We start from the raw sequence: 16,388 nt of genomic DNA on the forward strand, positions 1-16,388 counted from the left end.
AGTGAGGTTGGTGACCGCACCGGCGCACTGGCCGCGATCGACGAAGCCGTCACCCACTACCGGCAACTCGCCAACAACAACCCCGCAGCCTTCCATCCCAACCTCGCCAGCTCGTTGAACAACCAAGCCACCATGCGCAGTGCGCTCGGGGACCACACCGGCGCACTGGCCGCCATCGACGAAGCCGTCACCCACTACCGGCAACTCGCCAACAACAACCCCGCAGCCTTCCTCCCCAACCTCCCCAACCTCGCCAGCTCGTTGAACAACCAAGCCACCGTGCGCAGTGAGATCGGGGACCACACCGGCGCACTGGCCGCGATCGACGAAGCCGTCACCCACTACCGGCAACTCGCCGACAACAACCCCGCAGCCTTCCTTCCCAACCTCGCCACGGCGTTGAACAACCAAGCCAACCGACGTAGCGAGCTCGGGGACCGCACCGGCGCACTGGCCGCCATCGACGAAGCCGTCACCTTGCGACGGCAACTCGCCGACAACAACCCCGCAGCCTTCGTCCCCAACCTCGCCATGGCGTTGAACAACCAAGCCACCGTGCGCAGTGAGGTTGGTGACCGGACCGGCGCACTGGCCGCGATCGACGAAGCCGTCACCCACTACCGGCAACTCGCCGACAACAACCCCGCAGCCTTCCTCCCCGACCTCGCCGGCTCGTTGAACAACCAAGCCACCATGCGCAGTGCGCTCGGGGACCACACCGGCGCACTGGCCGCCATTGACGAAGCCGTCACCCACTACCGGCAACTCGCCAACAACAACCCCGCAGCCTTCCTCCCCGACCTCGCCATGGCGTTGAACAACCAAGCCGCCGTGCGCAGTGAGGTTGGTGACCGGACCGGCGCACTGGCCGCGATCGACGAAGCCGTCACCCACTACCGGCAACTCGCCGACAACAACCCCGGAGCCTTCCTTCCCAACCTCGCCAGCTCGTTGAACAACCAAGCCACCGTGCGCAGTGCGCTCGGGGACCACACCGGCGCACTGGCCGCCATCGACGAAGCCGTCACCTTGCGACGGCAACTCGCCAACAACAACCCCGGAGCCTTCCTTCCCGACCTCGCCAGCTCGTTGAACAACCAAGCCAACATGCGCAGTGCGCTCGGGGACCGCGCCGGTGCACTGACGGCCTTCTTGGCTGCATGGCGTGGCTTAAGTCCGGGGCCTCAGGCTGAACTGATTATCATACGTGCTCAATGGCGCCTGCGGGACCTGGATGTCGATCCCGCTTCTCATTCGTCCGATATCGGCAGTGTGTTCGACGATCTAGAGCTGGCCGCGGCAACAGCCGCTGAGCCCGACCTTCCCATACGCAGTGGTGCCGCCCGCCAAAGAATCCGCGCCGCAGTCGCCGAGATGATGGAAATGCTTCCCGACAAGGCGAAATCCATACGTGCGCGGCTGCCGACCTGGGCCTGCGCAGACCTACCGAAGCCCCTGCTACTCCTGCTGAATCAGTGGCTCAGCAGCCAGGAGTGGGGAACCCGCGAGTCCTTTTTCCGGGACAACGCAACGACGCTGCTCACCGACGATGGAAAGGCTGGCGTCACGTTGGCCCGATTCCTCTACCCAGAATTCGACGGCCTCAGCGAGTTGCATGACCTGCTGGCCGAGGTTCGCATCGGCGGGCTGGACGCGACCTTAGCCACCCACCGTGCGACGCACACGCACGACGCAGAATTAGGGGCTTGGTTGGCAACGTCAACCTGGGAAGAATCCCGCACTCTCCTGAAGAAACACCCCGGCCTCATCTCAGAGCCCCGGACGATCACCTTGCTGGAAGCCGCCAGCGAGCACCCGATAGCCCGCCAGCACCTCGGTATTCTGCGGCTGATCCGCCAGTCTGCCATCGGGTCGATCGACGACGTCTACGACGCGGTCACTGACCCGCTAATCGCCGCCGATCAAGCCATGCACTGCCTGGAACGACTGGACACCGACTCGCTGGACGAGCTACTGCGCGCCGCGCCAAACCTCCTGCAGACCCCATTCGTCGGCCCATACCTCCTCGCCGCCCGCGCAGCCATCTCTGCAGCCGCATCAACAGCCCGCAACAAGTCCGACACAGACCCGCGAGTGGCGATCGAGCTAGCCGCCCGGACCGGCACAGCAATCCAGCGCGCGGCAGGCGCCGCCCGTTTGCGCCGCATCGCCCAACGCGAGTCCAGCGTGACGAGCATATTCGAAGACCTGGCGGCACGGTTGAATTCCGCTCCAACTGAGAATGCTGACAGATAGCGCCGATGACCACGCCGAGGCGGCTCGCCTCACAAGAGCTCACGTGTCCTGCCGTCCTAGGCCAGACCGCACGAGCAGCGTCATCGCAACAGGACCGTAAACAGCAATCGGCTTGCTCATCACGCAGGTTACGCAATTGCACCAGGACGGCGCGACATGGCAGTCGATCGCGATTGAGGTCGGCGAATCAGCGATCTCGCTACGACGGCGCTGGCACGCGGCGCCACAACACCCAGTCGGCGCAAGTGTCGACACCCAAGCTGCTTTACTTACAACCGTTGCGGCTTCCATCGAACCGACGGACTCGCCAGGCTGCGCCCAGCGAGCTCATCGAGCCCAGCCGAGTCCCGACGCTGCCCGTGTCACAAGCCGGGGACTGGATACGTTCGCATCTGACCTGCAAATCAGCACGCTGTTTCCCTGCATATGCCCAATGCGCTGTCTCATGAGACAGCCGGTTCTGGGGAAGGGCGGATTCACCGAACTGCAACTCCACGGGCGCTGGCACACCAACCCGAATGACTACGTCCGCGCCGTCCGCCGCTACGCCGACGAGATCGGCAACCTCGCCTGGGCCGCGGCACAGGACTGGATGTGCGAGCAACACATCCTTCAGCGAACCGGCCTGACAGTCCATGATCATCAGAGCCGCACGGTGGACAACTTCGTCCGTCTCCGCGAACTCGCACCCGAAGTCCCCTGGCTTCCCACGCTGCAAGGCTGGACCCCGTCGGACTACCTTCTCCGGACTAACGGTTCACATGTCGGGTGGGGGCGACTCGTCGAGAGCCGCAGGATTGTCACCCAGCACAACCTGGCTCAGGTCGAAGTTGGGAGGCCAGATGGTGGTCACATCGGCCAACGCGCCAGTCAATATCGCCAAATCAAGGTGACGCGCCCGCATATCCGCACCTCGAAGGTCAGCTCCGCGAAGGTCAGCTCCACGCAAGTTTGCTCCTTCAAGATGTGCTTCACGCAAGTTGGCATTCGCGAAGCACGCCCTAACCGCCCTTGCCTGTCGCAAGTCAGTCCTCTGCAGTTCGGCCCGGTCCAGCCGCGCATCAGCCAACCAGACACGCGCGAGATTCGAGTGGCGGATGGCCGAATCCATCAGCTTGGCGCCGTTCAAGTTCGCACTCCGGAGATCGACCCGGGAAAGATAGAGACGCAAGGCGTCAGGCGCCGCTGGCCGACGACCGAGGACGTTCATCGCTGCCTGAACGTCGGGTGCTCTGATATACAACCAAGGCAGCGTCTGGTCGACATCGGATGTCGGGTGTTCTGGGCCATCCTTCAGGGCACCTTGCCACGGCGAATGACCACGGACAAATGCCCCGAGGATGTACTGGATCTGCGGACGATCTGGGGCAGAGTTTCTGGCGACTCGTTCGAGGGCGTAGATACCGCCGATCCGCACGTCCATATTCTCACTGCCAATTTGGTCAACGGCACGCGTGAAGCGCTCGGTGATCTGCCCCTCACGGTTGACCTGGACCTGACGCCATGCCGCTATCGCACCAGCAACCACCAGCAGGCCAGCGATCGCTTGGAGGAGCGCAGACCGGGTGCCATTCTGCAGTTGCGATTGTGCCTGTTGCAGCTGGATGCGTGCATCAGCGCTCCTTACTGCCTGCAACTCCGCATCAGTCAGACGCGGGTACAACAGCTGGGGAATCATCGTGAGACTGGCGAGCACGAGAACAAACAAGCACGCCAGGCTCAGAACGAGAAGCCACTGGACTCGTCGCGTCATAGGCCCGCATGCTGCTATAGCATCGCTTCCGGGGGGAAGCCGCCATTAGGTGGGTGCCGGACGTTACGATGGCCGAGCGGGGCTCGAGCGACCAAGCTGTGCGATCTTCTCCGGACTACCGACGTTAGACGCTTATTTCGCTGGAGTCTTGCGCCTCGAACGTCCTCGGCGACGGAGCCTGTCAGGCAGGACGGACAGGGCTCGAACATAGGTCGTCGCGGGCGCGAAAGTTTCGGCGAGGTACCGCTTGCCTGTCCGTGCGTTCACGCTGCCCGGCTCAGGCGTGTCAACTCGGCGCGTCCGATCCTTCTTGGACGTCCGCATCCACAGCACAAAGTCACGCACCTCAGCACGGTCAGCCCGATCCCAGCCCACGTCGGCCGCCCATAGGAACCTCAGCCACCGCAGCAGTGCCTGCGCGTAGGACTTCACGCTCGACGCGCTGAAGTCGGTTGCCACCGCGTGCCGGAGATAGTCGCTGACCTCCGCGACCTCAACCCCGTGCCCGTCCACGACCAACCACGGCAAGGCTGCGTCCCGGCCACTCACCACAGCACCCGCTCGCGGAACGCGCATCCCATCCGTCGGCAAGTCGCCAATCACACCTTGATCAATCTCCACAATGGAGCATTCAACATGGCCAGTACGGCAACCACGCAAGCCGACGGACCTCTGTTAGTCCGGTCAACACACCAGCGCTGCGCCGACCTCTACGAGCGTGCCGGGATCGCTCTGGCCGCCGAGCCACTGGTGGGAATCGGCTCGGTGTGTCGGCGCCAGAGCAGCACCGACGTCGAACAGATCGTGCGCACCTTTGCCGCACGCCAGCTCAACCTGCACGGCTTCGGCATCAAGATCACCGGACTTAACCGGTATGCCACCGCACTCGCCAGCTCGGACTCGATGGCGTGGAGCCGACGCGGTCGCTATGTCCCTGGATGCGGTCCGAGCCATCGCACTGAGTCCAACTGCCAGCGTTTCGCACTGGATTGGTACCAGAAGATCCAGGCAACGCTAGAGCCGTCCGAGAATGGCCCGCGGCCAGGCCGATCACGATATCGACGACAACCCCAGGTGAACTGACCGGCCCCGGCTTGCCCGTCCGTGAGCGAGCAGCTCGGCCTGCTTAGTTCCCGTCTCCGGTTGCCGCGGCGCACGAGCGCCCCGTAAATACCACGCGTTCAGATCGGAGCCAGCCACGGCTCCGGCGAACTAGGACAAGAGCAAGCGGACTAGACCGATGAGCCTGAAACGCCGGTGCCCCGGGTCGGAACGCCGCACTCTAGCGGCGCCTGGCACGGGAGGAAGCCCGCACTCTCAAGAAACGGCACCTTTCGCAGAAAGGCGGGCTTCCTCTCGCTGCAGGCGGCGCCGCTGGATCGAGTGCGTCCCGACCGGGACACCCGCGTCCCGATCCTCATCAGTACGGATCAGCTCAGAGACACGCGGGCGAAAGGCCGGCGGTAGCTGCGAGCTGCCACCGGCCGGATTCTGTGAAGGAGCCCCAGTGACCAGCACTGTGGAAATCCCGGCCCAGCGCGACGACAACAGCCGGACCGACGAGCCCGTGATCACCTCCGGCGACACGGTCGCTCCCGAGGTCGTCCACGTCGACGAGTCCGTCTCCACCGACGCGCTGACGGAGGAGGAGTTGCGCGTCCGCCGCGCGGAGTGGGAGGCCGAGTACGGCACCATCGTCTGGTGCAACCCGGACGAGATCGTCATCGGTGTCAACGTCCGGACCGAGAACGCCGACACCGACCCCGCCACCATCCAGGACATGAAACAGCGGGGCATCGACGCGCCCGTCAAGGGCTATCGCGACGACGACGGCACGGTGATCATCACGATGGGTCAGCGCCGGGTGCTTAACGCCCGTGAAGCCGACTGCAAGGTTCCCGTGTGGATGCAGGCACCGCCGGTTGATGACGAGCGTAAGGCCGGCATCGACCGCATTGTTGGCCAGATCAACGAGAACGACCTCCGCGAGGGACTGACACTCGGCGACAGGTACAACGCCTTCCAGCAGCTGTCCGCCTTCGACCTCAAGCCCACCGGCATCGCCCGGAAACTCGGCCGCGGCAAAGGCGGCAAGGAGTACGTCGAGAACGTCCTCAAGGTCGGCGCCAGTGACCTGGCTCGCGCCGCGACCGACCGCTACGACCTGACGCTCGACCAGGCCGCCGTCGTCGCGGAATTCGAGGCCCGCGGCGACCTCGTCAACGCGAAGGAACTCATCCGGCTCGCCGTCGCCGAGCCGAACAACTTCCGGGTATTCGCCGACGTCCAGCGCCGCAAGCACGCCGAAGCCGAGCATGTCCGGGCCCTGACCGAGCAGCTCACTCGCGAGCTGACCGACGCGAAGGTCATGATCCTCGACGACACGATCGACGCGGGCACCGGGCCGGCGCGGTCGCTCGACCGTCTCCGCCTCACCCCCGACAGCGAGCCCGGCAGCGAGATCACCGTCGAACAGCACAGCAGCTGCCCGGGACACGCCGCCTGGCTGTACGAGGACTACCGGGACGGGAACACCGTCGTGGCCGCGGAGTACGGCTGCGCGGACTTCCTGGAACACGACCACGCCCTGTCCGATGCGCCCGCCGGGCGTTCCGACTTCACTCCATACACCAGCGACGACGAGAACGATCCCGACCCCGCGGCCTTCTATGCCGCCCGAAACGCCCACGCCGCCGCCGAGTGGCAGCGTCGCGCCAACGCGATCAAGCACCGCTGGGTCCGGGACAGCAACGCAGAGTGGGACGGCTCCGGCGAGAAGCGTCACGAGTGGTTGGCACAGTTCGTCGCGAAGTCCGCAGCCCTGAAGGGCGCCCAGGTATTCCTCGCGACGCAGAAGCTCAAAGGCGGGCGCGCTCTGCGCCGCGCCATGGAGCGCAACCACAAGCTGGCGAACACGTTGCTGAAGACCGGCGACTCCGGCCGGAGGCCGCTGGCCGAGCTGATCAGCACGGCGAAAGCCGCGAAGGCGACCCGCTACGACGTGTTCCTGACGCTCTGCGCGATGGAGGAAGAACTGCACCGCGACGCGTGGCGCACTCCGTACCCGGAGAACCAGGAGTACCTGACCGCGATCAAAGGCTGGGGCTACGAATCTTCCTCGATCGAAATGAGGGTCCTGAAGCCCCAGCGCGTCGAAGACGTCATCGCGGAGAAGCTCGGTCCCGACCCCGCGTCCGAGGACATCGCCAACGGCCAGAATGGCGAGGAATCCGAAGCCGTCGTCGCCGCTGTTGGCGGCGGCGAGGACGAGGAGGAGGGCGGCTCTGACGACGAGGTTGTCGACCCGTCCGCCATCGAGTTGTCCAGCGACGTCGCTGATGCCTCTCCATCTCCGTCCACTGAGGACTCCGAGGCCGCCGACAGTGAGGCTGTCGCGTAGCTACGCCCTCGTCGTCGCTTTTTCTGCGGGGTGTGGACGTCCGCCGCGTCCACACCCCGCTTCAACGTGGCTCAGCACTGCCTTCAGCCCGCCTTGCCATGGAACTCCGAACGGAGACCGTCGTGCACTTCCCTCGAGCAGCCTCCCCGACGCAGGCCCATCCGACGTCAGCGTTCTCCGCCCAGCATCATCCGATCTGGCCATACACCGAACTACCGGCGGGCCCGCACTGGGCGCACGCGGTCTGCCGCTGCGGCTGGACCGACTGCGCCGAATCCCTGCACGACGCACGAGTCCTGGCTCGCCGACATCGCCGCACCGCCTACGCCGACGTCTTCTACCCCGGTTGGGCATCCCGCATCGGCGGCCGCCGCCACCAAGCCGACGCGACCGCGGTCCATGTCTCCCTCAATAGCGAAGACCACGCCTGGGCGGTAGCCGACGGCATCGGTGATCGTCCGTTAGCCGCCGAGGCCGCAGTCCTGGCAGCGGCGACCGCCGCCCGAGTCGCAGCCCGTGACGGAGCCGCCGCCGGTCTTCTCGCCGCCACCGACTCTCTACCCGGCCTTCCCGACGAGGACACCGTCATGGTCGTGGCCGCACCACTGCAGACTCCGGACGGCGCTGGCTGGGACGTGGCCTGGGTTGGCGACTGCCGCGCCTACGAGTACCGCGCCGAAACAGACCAGTGCGTACAACTGACCGTCGACCACACCCGCGGGCAGGACCTGCGCACCGCTCTGGCCGCCTCCTATCAGGGACGGTCTGACGAACTCGAGACATTCGCGCGCCGATCCGATCACATCGTCACCAGCTCGGTCGACACCGCCAGCGCCACGACTATTGGTCACACCACCACCCGTTGGCCCCGGCGGAGACTCATCCTCACCAGCGACGGCATCCACAAACCGGTCCCGCTGCGCTCCATCACCCGTGCGGCCCGGACCTTCACCGACTCACGTACCTGCGCGGACAAACTCACCGTCGCCGCCAGGTACTTCGGCGGCACCGACAACGCCACCGCCATGGTCATCGACCCCGCGCCCGAGGACAGATACCCGTGACCGCGACCACCACGCCCGTCTCGGGCTCCCCGAACACTCCCGACCCCGTCACACCTCACGACTCGGCGCTCGACGCCATCCGACGCGGCTGGCGAGTCTTCCCCCAGGCACCGAGGAGCAAGCGACCAGCCATCAAGCGATGGGAACAGCGCGCGACCCTGGACCCCGAAACGGTCAAACGCTGGTGGACCCGCTTCCCCGACAGCAACGTCGGGATCGCATGCGGCCCATCCGGCCTGCTGGTGCTGGACCTCGACGCGGCACACGGGCCAATCCCCACCCCCTGGGCGAACCTCGGCGTCGCGCACGGTTCCGACGTCATCGCCCTGCTCGCCGCACGCGCCCGCGAACCCGATCCCGTCAACACCCTCATTGTCGCCACTCCGCGCGGAGGCGAGCACCGGTACTTTCGTCGACCGCGGGGAACGACGCTCCGGAGCACGATCGGAGCCCGCGGACGCGGACTCGGGTGGCGCACAGACACCCGCGGTCCCGGCTCCGCGGTCACCGCTCCCGGCTCCACCGGGAGCAATGGGGTCCCTTACATCATCATCCGAGACCTCCCCATCGCAGAACTACCAGGCTGGCTCGTCACGGCGCTCACGCCACCGCCGCCACCACGTCCGGTGTCCGCGCCGGTACTTCCGGAAACCAGCAGGCGGGTGGTCGCCTATGTCGAGGCGGCCGTCTCCGCCGAGTCGCGCAACGTCGCGACCGCCGAGGAGGGACAGCGCCACATCACCCTCTACGCGGCAGCGGCCGCGCTCGGTGAACTGCTCGCCAACGGCTGGATCACCGAGCCCGTCATCACACACCACCTCATCGAGGCGGCCCGCCACCACCTCGACATCGCCGACTTCAACTGGAACGAAATCACAACCACCATTCGCGACGGCATCGCCAAAGGCCGTCGCACCCACCGAGTACTCAGCGACCGCCCCTACACACCGCGCCACTGAGCCCCGCCGGGCCCACCTCTGCCGTCCGCCCTGTCGCACCCCAGTGGCGTCGTGCAGCAACGCCGAAAGCCTCCTCGCCGACGCAACTCAGTCACAAGACCCGGCGCGCGCCGACGACATCCATCCACAAAGGAGAGCTGTGTCCACCACCGACTCCCGCAGCGTCGAGATCCAGCCCGCTCCGCTAACCATTGCCCGCTATGTCCTCACGTCCAATGGGCTCTTGCTCCGGCGCGACGAACTGCCACCGCTCAACCAGCACCCCTACGTCGAACTGGTCCGAGCCGCGGACACCTGCCTGCCGGTCACCTACGACAGTCACACCGCCCGCGCCACCGCTGCACGACTCCTCGGCTATGCCCGGCAGTTCTACACCCAGCAACCCCTCCCTTCCACCTTGTCCGTCGACCTGCTCGATCCCACCAGCCACAACGCCACCACCTCCACGTGGTCACTCGAGCCCGGGCTGAACTTGCACTACCACGCGCCCTTCACCGCCAGTCTCGACACCGACGCCCACGGCCGGGAACTGACGCCGGCCCTCGCCACACGGTGGGGCCGCGCCCTTCTCACCATCGCGGTTGTCCTGGACCACGCCCATGCCGTCGCCACGCACGCTGTTCTCGCCGACCGCTGCGGAACGACTCCCATCGACAACATCCGCGACTGGGCGAACAGGGCGAGCCAGGACGACGAATCCGACGACGACTACTGGATCCTCCGCGAACTACGCGAAGCGCTCGACGAAGATGACAACCTCGTCCGCCAGCAGACACTGATCGCCGCCCTCGACATCGCCAACCCCGACCTGCCGACCACGCTCACCGCCCTGCGCCTCAACGCCACCGAGACACTCACCCACCTCGACGGCGCAACAGCGATCAAACACATCGCGGACCGCTACGGGATCCCCCTGTTCATGTGGACAGAAGAGCACTGGTGGATTGCCAGGCACCACCTCAGCGTCGGCGAACTCACCGAAGCGGAATGGCGCCGCTTCACCAGCACCGAGGAGGTCCGCGCCTTTCCCCTGCACGTCGAACAACGCCAGCAAGACGGCCACGGAATCGACTTCGAGCTCGCCCTCAAGCAAGCCGGCCTCTCCTGCCGGAAATGCTCTACCCGGATCCACGGACAGATCGCCGACACCTACGGTCACTGCGAAGCCTGCCTCCCGGCCGACCGAACAGCGGCACTGGCCGAGGCTCTCGAACGCGGATGCCCCTACGAGCCCTTCGAGCGGGGCCTCGGCTCACACAGCGGTGAGCCAGGCACCGATTGCTACGTATGCGGTCTTCCCCTGCCCAAGGCCGGCGGCGACATCGGCGGACAGCTGAACTAGCACCGCCGACGCACCCGCAGACAGGTTCAGAAAACAGATTCCGGGATTCGCTGTACCTCCGACGCCGCGCGGGCGAGATCGCCGCATCAAAGCACATCGGGCCCCGGGCGCCCGCCATCCAGCGACGCGCGAGCTGGTGCCTGCAGGGCGCCCGAGCCCCGATGTGCTGCCAGGCCGCGTTCACCCACAACGACCCGGAGGAGCATCGTGACCACTGCAACACTCGCCGGCGCCGCAGACGATGACGCGTTCGATCGGGCCTGCCGCCTGTTCAAGGCCGAACTGAACGCAATTCCGCTCGCCGACTTCTCCGCTGCCTCCCGAGAAAAGACTCAGCTCACCCCCGCCTTCAAGGCTGCATTGATCATGCAAGTCCATCGATCAGCGCACATCCACGGACTCACCGAGGCCTTCCGCGTCGTCGACGCCGCCTACCCCGACCTCTCCGTGGACGGGCAGTGCACCGACGCCGCTGTGCTCGCCGCGTGCGGACCGCTCTACGACGGCCTCGACCACTACCGGCCCGAGACACAGGCGACGCTTCGCGAAAAGGCCCGCTCACGCCTGACCAACGCCCTCACCGAAGCACTCCGGACGCAGGCGGCCTGCCATGAATGAATACGACGACAGCGAATGCGGCAGCAGCGCACACCCGCACTACAACCTGTCGGCATCCGTCCACAGCAACATCCCGCGTAGCTGGAGCCCCGCTGACCCAGCCGCATGGTCGGTCGCACGAGGAATCCTCCACGAGCTGTGTCACGAACTCCGCGCGGCACCGATCTCCGTGCTCTACCAGGAACTCCACGGACGGCGAGATCACGAATTCGTCGGCCTGAGAATCACCGCACACGCGCGACCGCGGCACGGGAACAACACAATCGTCATCTATCGCAGCGAATCCACTCACACCGCAACCTCCGGCGGCCGGTGGACCCTCGCCGTCAACGGACTGATTCCCGTCTCGCGCATGAGCCTCACACGCCCTCCGCCGAAGTCGATCGCCCGCCTCGTTAGAGAAGCCCTCGACACCGGACTCGATACCTGACACGGCAACCGTCACAACCGGCCCGGCACACCACCTGATCACGCAGTCAGGTCATCCCGTTCAATCGACCGCGACCTCCTGGAGACCGCCATGCTGCACGCATGTCACGGTGAACACTACGTCGAACTCGTCGTCGACGGCATCGATCCCGACGACCACCCCAGCTTCCCCGCCCGCATCGACGACATCCCACTGGCCACCTCGCGGTTCGGAGCACAAGCGCGCCTACGCGCCGACGTTCTCCGCGCGATGCAGCGATGGATCGCCAACATCCCCTCCCTGGGCATGGAGCTTCAACTGGAGCCCCTCGACCGGAACAGCTCGGACAATCAGCCCCTCGTCATCCGCACAACCGGAGCCGGCTGGGAGCGCGCTCTCACGGTCTGGCCCGACGACGACAGTCTCTACGAACTCCACGGTGACAAGACGTGGTTTCTCCAGCTGTCCGTCCCGACGACGACCGCCTCGGCGATCACCTCGATCCACCGCAAGCTGCTCACTCCGTCGAACCTGCTTCCCGAAACCGGAGAAGTTCTTGTCAGGCTCGGAGATTCCGACGTCTCGTTCCCCGCCATCGTGGACGATAAGCCGTGGAACGGAGCCGCGGTCCCGTACTTCAGGCTGGAAATCGCGAAGATCATCGGCGCCTGGCTGAACTACGCTCATTTGACGATCGATGACTTGTACAGCCGCACGTATTGGGAAGGCGACACCCTCATCGTCGTCGACAGCAACTTCGCCGCCATGGAGGGCTACCGCCCCGATCACATCACACCCGCGGCCGACGGCAGGTACGCCATCGGATGGCGAGGCTGGGTATGGGAAATTGCCTAGTCATGCTCGGCGGAACAGACCACCGCAGAAGCCGATCTGTTAGGCGCAGTCAGCACGACTAGCCACCTAGGCACATCAAGCATCGGCAACCACCCGCACGCGTAACGCGGCATCCGCATTCGAAAATCGAATTTCACCACCTTCACCCCCATCTGCCCTCGCGGGCCCGCTAGCCCGCGAGGGCTCTTCGTCCTGCCCGAAGGGAAAGAACGTTGACGATCTCCGCCGACCACGTCACCTGGCGATGCGATGCGTGCGCCACTTCCACTTCCGAGCGTCACCAAACCGCCGCCGGGCAAAGGGTGTGCGCAACCTGCGTCGGCGCCATGCAACCCTGTGGCTACTGCGATCTCCCTGCCACACCGATTCTGCCCACAGACGATCACGGGAATCTGTGCGTCGCGTGTGCCGACTCCCACAGCCTCTATCCCTGCGAGGATTGCCCAACGCTCATCAGCGCCGGAGACACGTGCAGCGTTCATTCCGCGCTGCGACCGCGCCCGTTCACGTGCGCCCAGTGTCGCACTCGCCAAACCGGTGAGGCGGCATCACTCGCGACAGACGACCGCGAACTGTGCCTCCGCTGCGCGCAGCACTATCACCTGTGCGATGAGTGCAATCTATTCGACGAGTACAGCACGGCTGTCGATAGCCGCGACATCACGCATGCATTCTGCTATAGGTGCGCCCGCGACCACGGCTATTACGAGTGCCAGAGCTGCGAAAGGCTCATCGACCGCGGCGACTACTGCGTAACCCACATCGACCAGGCGGGCTACAACTTAATTCATCAGTACCACTTCAAACCTGAGCCGATCTTCCACGGGATCGGTCCGCGCTACCTCGGCATGGAACTGGAGATCAACGTCCCTCGTGGCCAACTCGCCGAGTGCGTCGACGACGCGACCGGCGCACTCGGCGCACTCGGGTATCTCAAAGAGGACGGATCCATCGCCCGCGGTTTCGAGCTCGTCACCCACCCGATGTCCTACCGGTGGGCGCTCGACTCATTTCCCTGGCACCTCCTCAGCAAGCTGCGTGCCAAAGGCTGCACCGGCGACGGCATCGGCATGCACGTCCACATCAGCCGCGCCGCATTCGCCGGTACGCCTCACGTGTATCGGTGGATGAAGTTCATCTATCGCAACTCTTCCGATGTTCAGGTACTTGCCAGGCGACAATCCGACTACGCCGAATTCGACAGCCACGAACGCCTCATGGTCAAGGAGACCTGCAAAGGCGAGCGTATCCCCCGCCGAAGTCTTGCGATCAACACCCTACCGGAAGACACCCTCGAACTGCGCGTCTTCGCCTCCAGTCTCGATGCCGGTCAAGTCAAGGCCGCGCTCGCGTTCGCGGACGCCTCCGTCAGCTACACCCGCGACCTGACCATCTCCGACATCACCCAGCGTGGGGCCTGGACTTGGAACAGCTTCACGCAATGGCTCCTCACGCGCCAGAAGTACTCGCCGCTGACCCGCGAACTGGAGAGCCTCGCATGTGCATGCTGACGTACCTTCCCGAGGGAATCCAGCCCAACGTTGACGCGCTCGGAAACGGAGCGACCCTCAACGACCATGGCCACGGGTACGCCATCGTCGCGAACGCGCACATCATCTCGGGCCGCGGCATGCAAGCCTCGGCCGTCATCGACGAGTTCGCAGCCCTTCGCCATCTCCATCCCGAAGGCCCCGCGCTGTTCCATAGCCGGTTCGCCACGCACGGGTCAGTCAATGAGTCCAACAATCACCCGTTCCCCGTAGGAGCGGACGAGCGGACCGTCCTGGCTCACAACGGGGTCCTTCCCGCCGCAGCGCAGCCAGCCAAGGGCGACGACCGCTCAGACACTCGCATCGCCGCCGACGACATCTTCCCCCGCCGACCGTTCTCCTCTTTCGACGACCCGAACACTCGCAATCTCATCGAACGATGGCTCGGCCGACTGAACAAAGTCGTCATCCTCACCGTCGATCCCCGCTATCGCCGAAGCGGCTACATCTTCAACGAACGCGCGGGCGTTTGGGACGGCGACACCTGGTACTCCAACTACGACTTCGAATACCACAGCTCCTATTCATCGCCGGGACGCACCGCGTGGTGGGGACTCGATGAAGGCTGTGCATGCTGTGGCATCGCCGACAGCATCGACCCCGAAAAGGGCCTCTGCCTCGCCTGTGGATCGTGCCCCGTATGCGGCGCCGACGAGGAAGGCTGCGTCCAGGGCTGCTACCGCGTGTTCCTGACCGCTCCATGCGGCGAATGCGGATCAGACATTCGCTTTTGCCCCTGCCCACTTCCCGACGGATACGTCACCACCTGACCCCACGCCGACAGCCATTACCTGCGCTTTTCCGCTCGCACCTCGCACATCCCAGAAGCGAGGATCGTTGCCCGAGCCACGTTACGGACGACCCGACCTCGTCAGCGCACCGTCGCGCGTACTCACATCCAGCGCGCCACGGAGCAGCCACCGCGCCGCAAATCCTATCACCCTTCATAATATTTTTCCCCGAAAGGACCAGAATCGTGCCTCGAACAGTTCAGGCAAAAACTACGAGCGACGTGTTCGCGGCAATACCGCGTCTACTCGGATTCGTCCCGCACGAGTCCTTTGTACTTATCTTTATCGGTAACGACCCGCTCCGGCCCAACCGCAGTGAAATGATCGCGAGGGTCCCGCTCGACGGTCTTGGGCAAGATCCTGTCGCACTCGCACGACACCTGACCCGAAGGGTGATGGATGGTCCGGTAACCAGCGTCGTTGGCCTCGCCGTGTGCCCGTCGTCGCCTGAGACAGGTTCCGCGCTGCCGTATCGAACAGAACTGCTCGCTCTCACACAGGCGATCCAGCAGCACGGCCTCCGCATCGGCGAAGTCGCGCATGTTCCCGACTTCACCGAAGGCGCCGCGTGGCAATCCTACCTGACCAAGGAACGAACGGGCCGACTTCCCGACCCGTTCGCCACCCCAGGCGCCGCCACCATGGTCGCGGAAGGACTTGTCACAGCGCGCTCTCGCGACGACCTCGCGGCCATCTTCACTCCTGCCGATCCTGCTGATCGGGCTCGGTTGGCACCGCTGACCGCCTCCGCTCTTGAGCAATCTCACGCCGACCGAACGCAGGCCGACGTCGCGCTCCAGCGAGTTGCCCGCGCCGAGGACGCGATCTCTGCGGCAGCGACCGGCGTCCTGCCAGCAGAGGACCACGAGATCGCTGACCTGATCGCCACCTTCAGCGTCGAACTATTCCGCAGCGCAACGTTCAGTGACAGGGCAACGACGTTCCTACAGGGAGGTGAGTCGCTGACTACCTATCTGTGGCGGTTCGCTCCCGAGCCGTGCGCGAGCCACCTCGCTGCAATAGCAGGTCTGCACGCTTACATGCTGGGAGGAGGCGCCGGCGCCAGGATCGCCGCCGACGCTGGAACCGTTCGACTGCCCCTAATTCGTCTTCTCCGTGAAGCTATCGACTGTCAACTGCCGCCACTCGAATTGAAGGCGGTGACGCACCACGCAGGCGCTCAAGCACGCGCCGGCCTCGACTCGCTCAAGCTCACAGAAGGGGCTCTGGCAACTGAACCGGCGGAAACCGCGGACAACCTCGACTAAGCCGAGGTGTAGCCCAGTCCAGAGTGACCGGAGATCCGCAACGTGCTCCTGGACTACGACGAAGGCGCCGCCGAGCTGGACAGTGCGGAAGACACGGACGATGAAGACGAGGGCGAAGTGAGG

Annotated in this window: 14 protein-coding genes and 1 pseudogene; 13 read left to right on the forward strand and 2 right to left on the reverse strand. The window is 65.2% G+C overall.

What is annotated here, in order from left to right:
- Positions 1-2,256 (forward strand): hypothetical protein (locus tag ACZ5IK_RS44710; protein WP_465493279.1); only part of this gene is annotated, 2,256 nt, incomplete at its 5' end.
- 445 nt (positions 2,257-2,701) lie between these two features.
- Positions 2,702-2,986, forward strand: a pseudogene (locus ACZ5IK_RS44715) (deazapurine DNA modification protein DpdA family protein); the annotation flags it as partial.
- Between the two features lie 27 nt (positions 2,987-3,013).
- Here the strand turns inward: ACZ5IK_RS44715 and ACZ5IK_RS44720 are convergent.
- Both ACZ5IK_RS44720 and ACZ5IK_RS44725 read right to left on the reverse strand, forming a co-directional pair.
- Complete coding sequence (locus ACZ5IK_RS44720) at positions 3,014-4,009, reverse strand: pentapeptide repeat-containing protein (RefSeq protein WP_465493280.1); 996 nt, start codon at positions 4,007-4,009, stop codon at positions 3,014-3,016.
- A 132-nt stretch (positions 4,010-4,141) separates the two neighbouring features.
- Positions 4,142-4,585 carry a site-specific integrase gene (locus ACZ5IK_RS44725; protein ID WP_465493302.1) on the reverse strand — a complete coding sequence of 148 codons (444 nt, stop codon included), beginning with the start codon at positions 4,583-4,585 and terminating at the stop codon, positions 4,142-4,144.
- Positions 4,586-4,645: 60 nt separating this feature from the next.
- On the opposite strand from ACZ5IK_RS44725, the gene ACZ5IK_RS44730 reads away from it, so the two are divergent.
- The 11 genes from ACZ5IK_RS44730 (at position 4,646) to ACZ5IK_RS44780 (ending at position 16,265) form a co-directional block, all read left to right on the forward strand.
- Complete coding sequence (locus ACZ5IK_RS44730) at positions 4,646-5,092, forward strand: deazapurine DNA modification protein DpdA family protein (protein ID WP_465493281.1); 447 nt, start codon at positions 4,646-4,648, stop codon at positions 5,090-5,092.
- 424 nt (positions 5,093-5,516) lie between these two features.
- Positions 5,517-7,409, forward strand: coding sequence for a hypothetical protein (locus tag ACZ5IK_RS44735; RefSeq protein ID WP_465493282.1), 1,893 nt, complete (start codon positions 5,517-5,519; stop codon positions 7,407-7,409).
- Between the two features lie 98 nt (positions 7,410-7,507).
- Positions 7,508-8,473, forward strand: a complete 966-nt coding sequence (locus ACZ5IK_RS44740; RefSeq protein WP_465493283.1) for a PP2C family protein-serine/threonine phosphatase — start codon at positions 7,508-7,510, stop codon at positions 8,471-8,473.
- Positions 8,470-9,432, forward strand: a complete 963-nt coding sequence (locus ACZ5IK_RS44745) for a bifunctional DNA primase/polymerase (protein ID WP_465493284.1) — start codon at positions 8,470-8,472, stop codon at positions 9,430-9,432. Before ACZ5IK_RS44740 ends, ACZ5IK_RS44745 begins: the two co-directional genes overlap by 4 nt.
- A gap of 139 nt (positions 9,433-9,571) precedes the next feature.
- Positions 9,572-10,774: a hypothetical protein gene (locus ACZ5IK_RS44750; protein ID WP_465493285.1), complete on the forward strand. Its 1,203-nt coding sequence runs from the start codon at positions 9,572-9,574 to the stop codon at positions 10,772-10,774.
- A gap of 207 nt (positions 10,775-10,981) precedes the next feature.
- Positions 10,982-11,392 (forward strand): hypothetical protein, encoded by a 411-nt coding sequence (locus ACZ5IK_RS44755; RefSeq protein ID WP_465493286.1) that lies wholly within the window; start codon positions 10,982-10,984, stop codon positions 11,390-11,392.
- Positions 11,385-11,822: a hypothetical protein gene (locus ACZ5IK_RS44760; protein ID WP_465493287.1), complete on the forward strand. Its 438-nt coding sequence runs from the start codon at positions 11,385-11,387 to the stop codon at positions 11,820-11,822. The genes ACZ5IK_RS44755 and ACZ5IK_RS44760 overlap by 8 nt, the downstream gene beginning before the upstream one ends.
- A 90-nt stretch (positions 11,823-11,912) precedes the next feature.
- Positions 11,913-12,656 carry a hypothetical protein gene (locus ACZ5IK_RS44765; RefSeq protein ID WP_465493288.1) on the forward strand — a complete coding sequence of 248 codons (744 nt, stop codon included), beginning with the start codon at positions 11,913-11,915 and terminating at the stop codon, positions 12,654-12,656.
- Positions 12,657-12,868: 212 nt separating this feature from the next.
- Positions 12,869-14,167, forward strand: coding sequence for a hypothetical protein (locus ACZ5IK_RS44770; RefSeq protein ID WP_465493289.1), 1,299 nt, complete (start codon positions 12,869-12,871; stop codon positions 14,165-14,167).
- Complete coding sequence (locus ACZ5IK_RS44775; RefSeq protein ID WP_465493290.1) at positions 14,161-14,976, forward strand: hypothetical protein; 816 nt, start codon at positions 14,161-14,163, stop codon at positions 14,974-14,976. The genes ACZ5IK_RS44770 and ACZ5IK_RS44775 overlap by 7 nt, the downstream gene beginning before the upstream one ends.
- 206 nt (positions 14,977-15,182) lie before the next feature.
- Entirely contained in the window at positions 15,183-16,265 is a 1,083-nt protein-coding gene (locus tag ACZ5IK_RS44780; protein WP_465493291.1) for a DUF4192 domain-containing protein, read from the forward strand.
- Positions 16,266-16,388 lie beyond the last annotated feature (123 nt).

It is taken from the genome of Amycolatopsis sp. NPDC031561 (genome assembly GCF_055580625.1).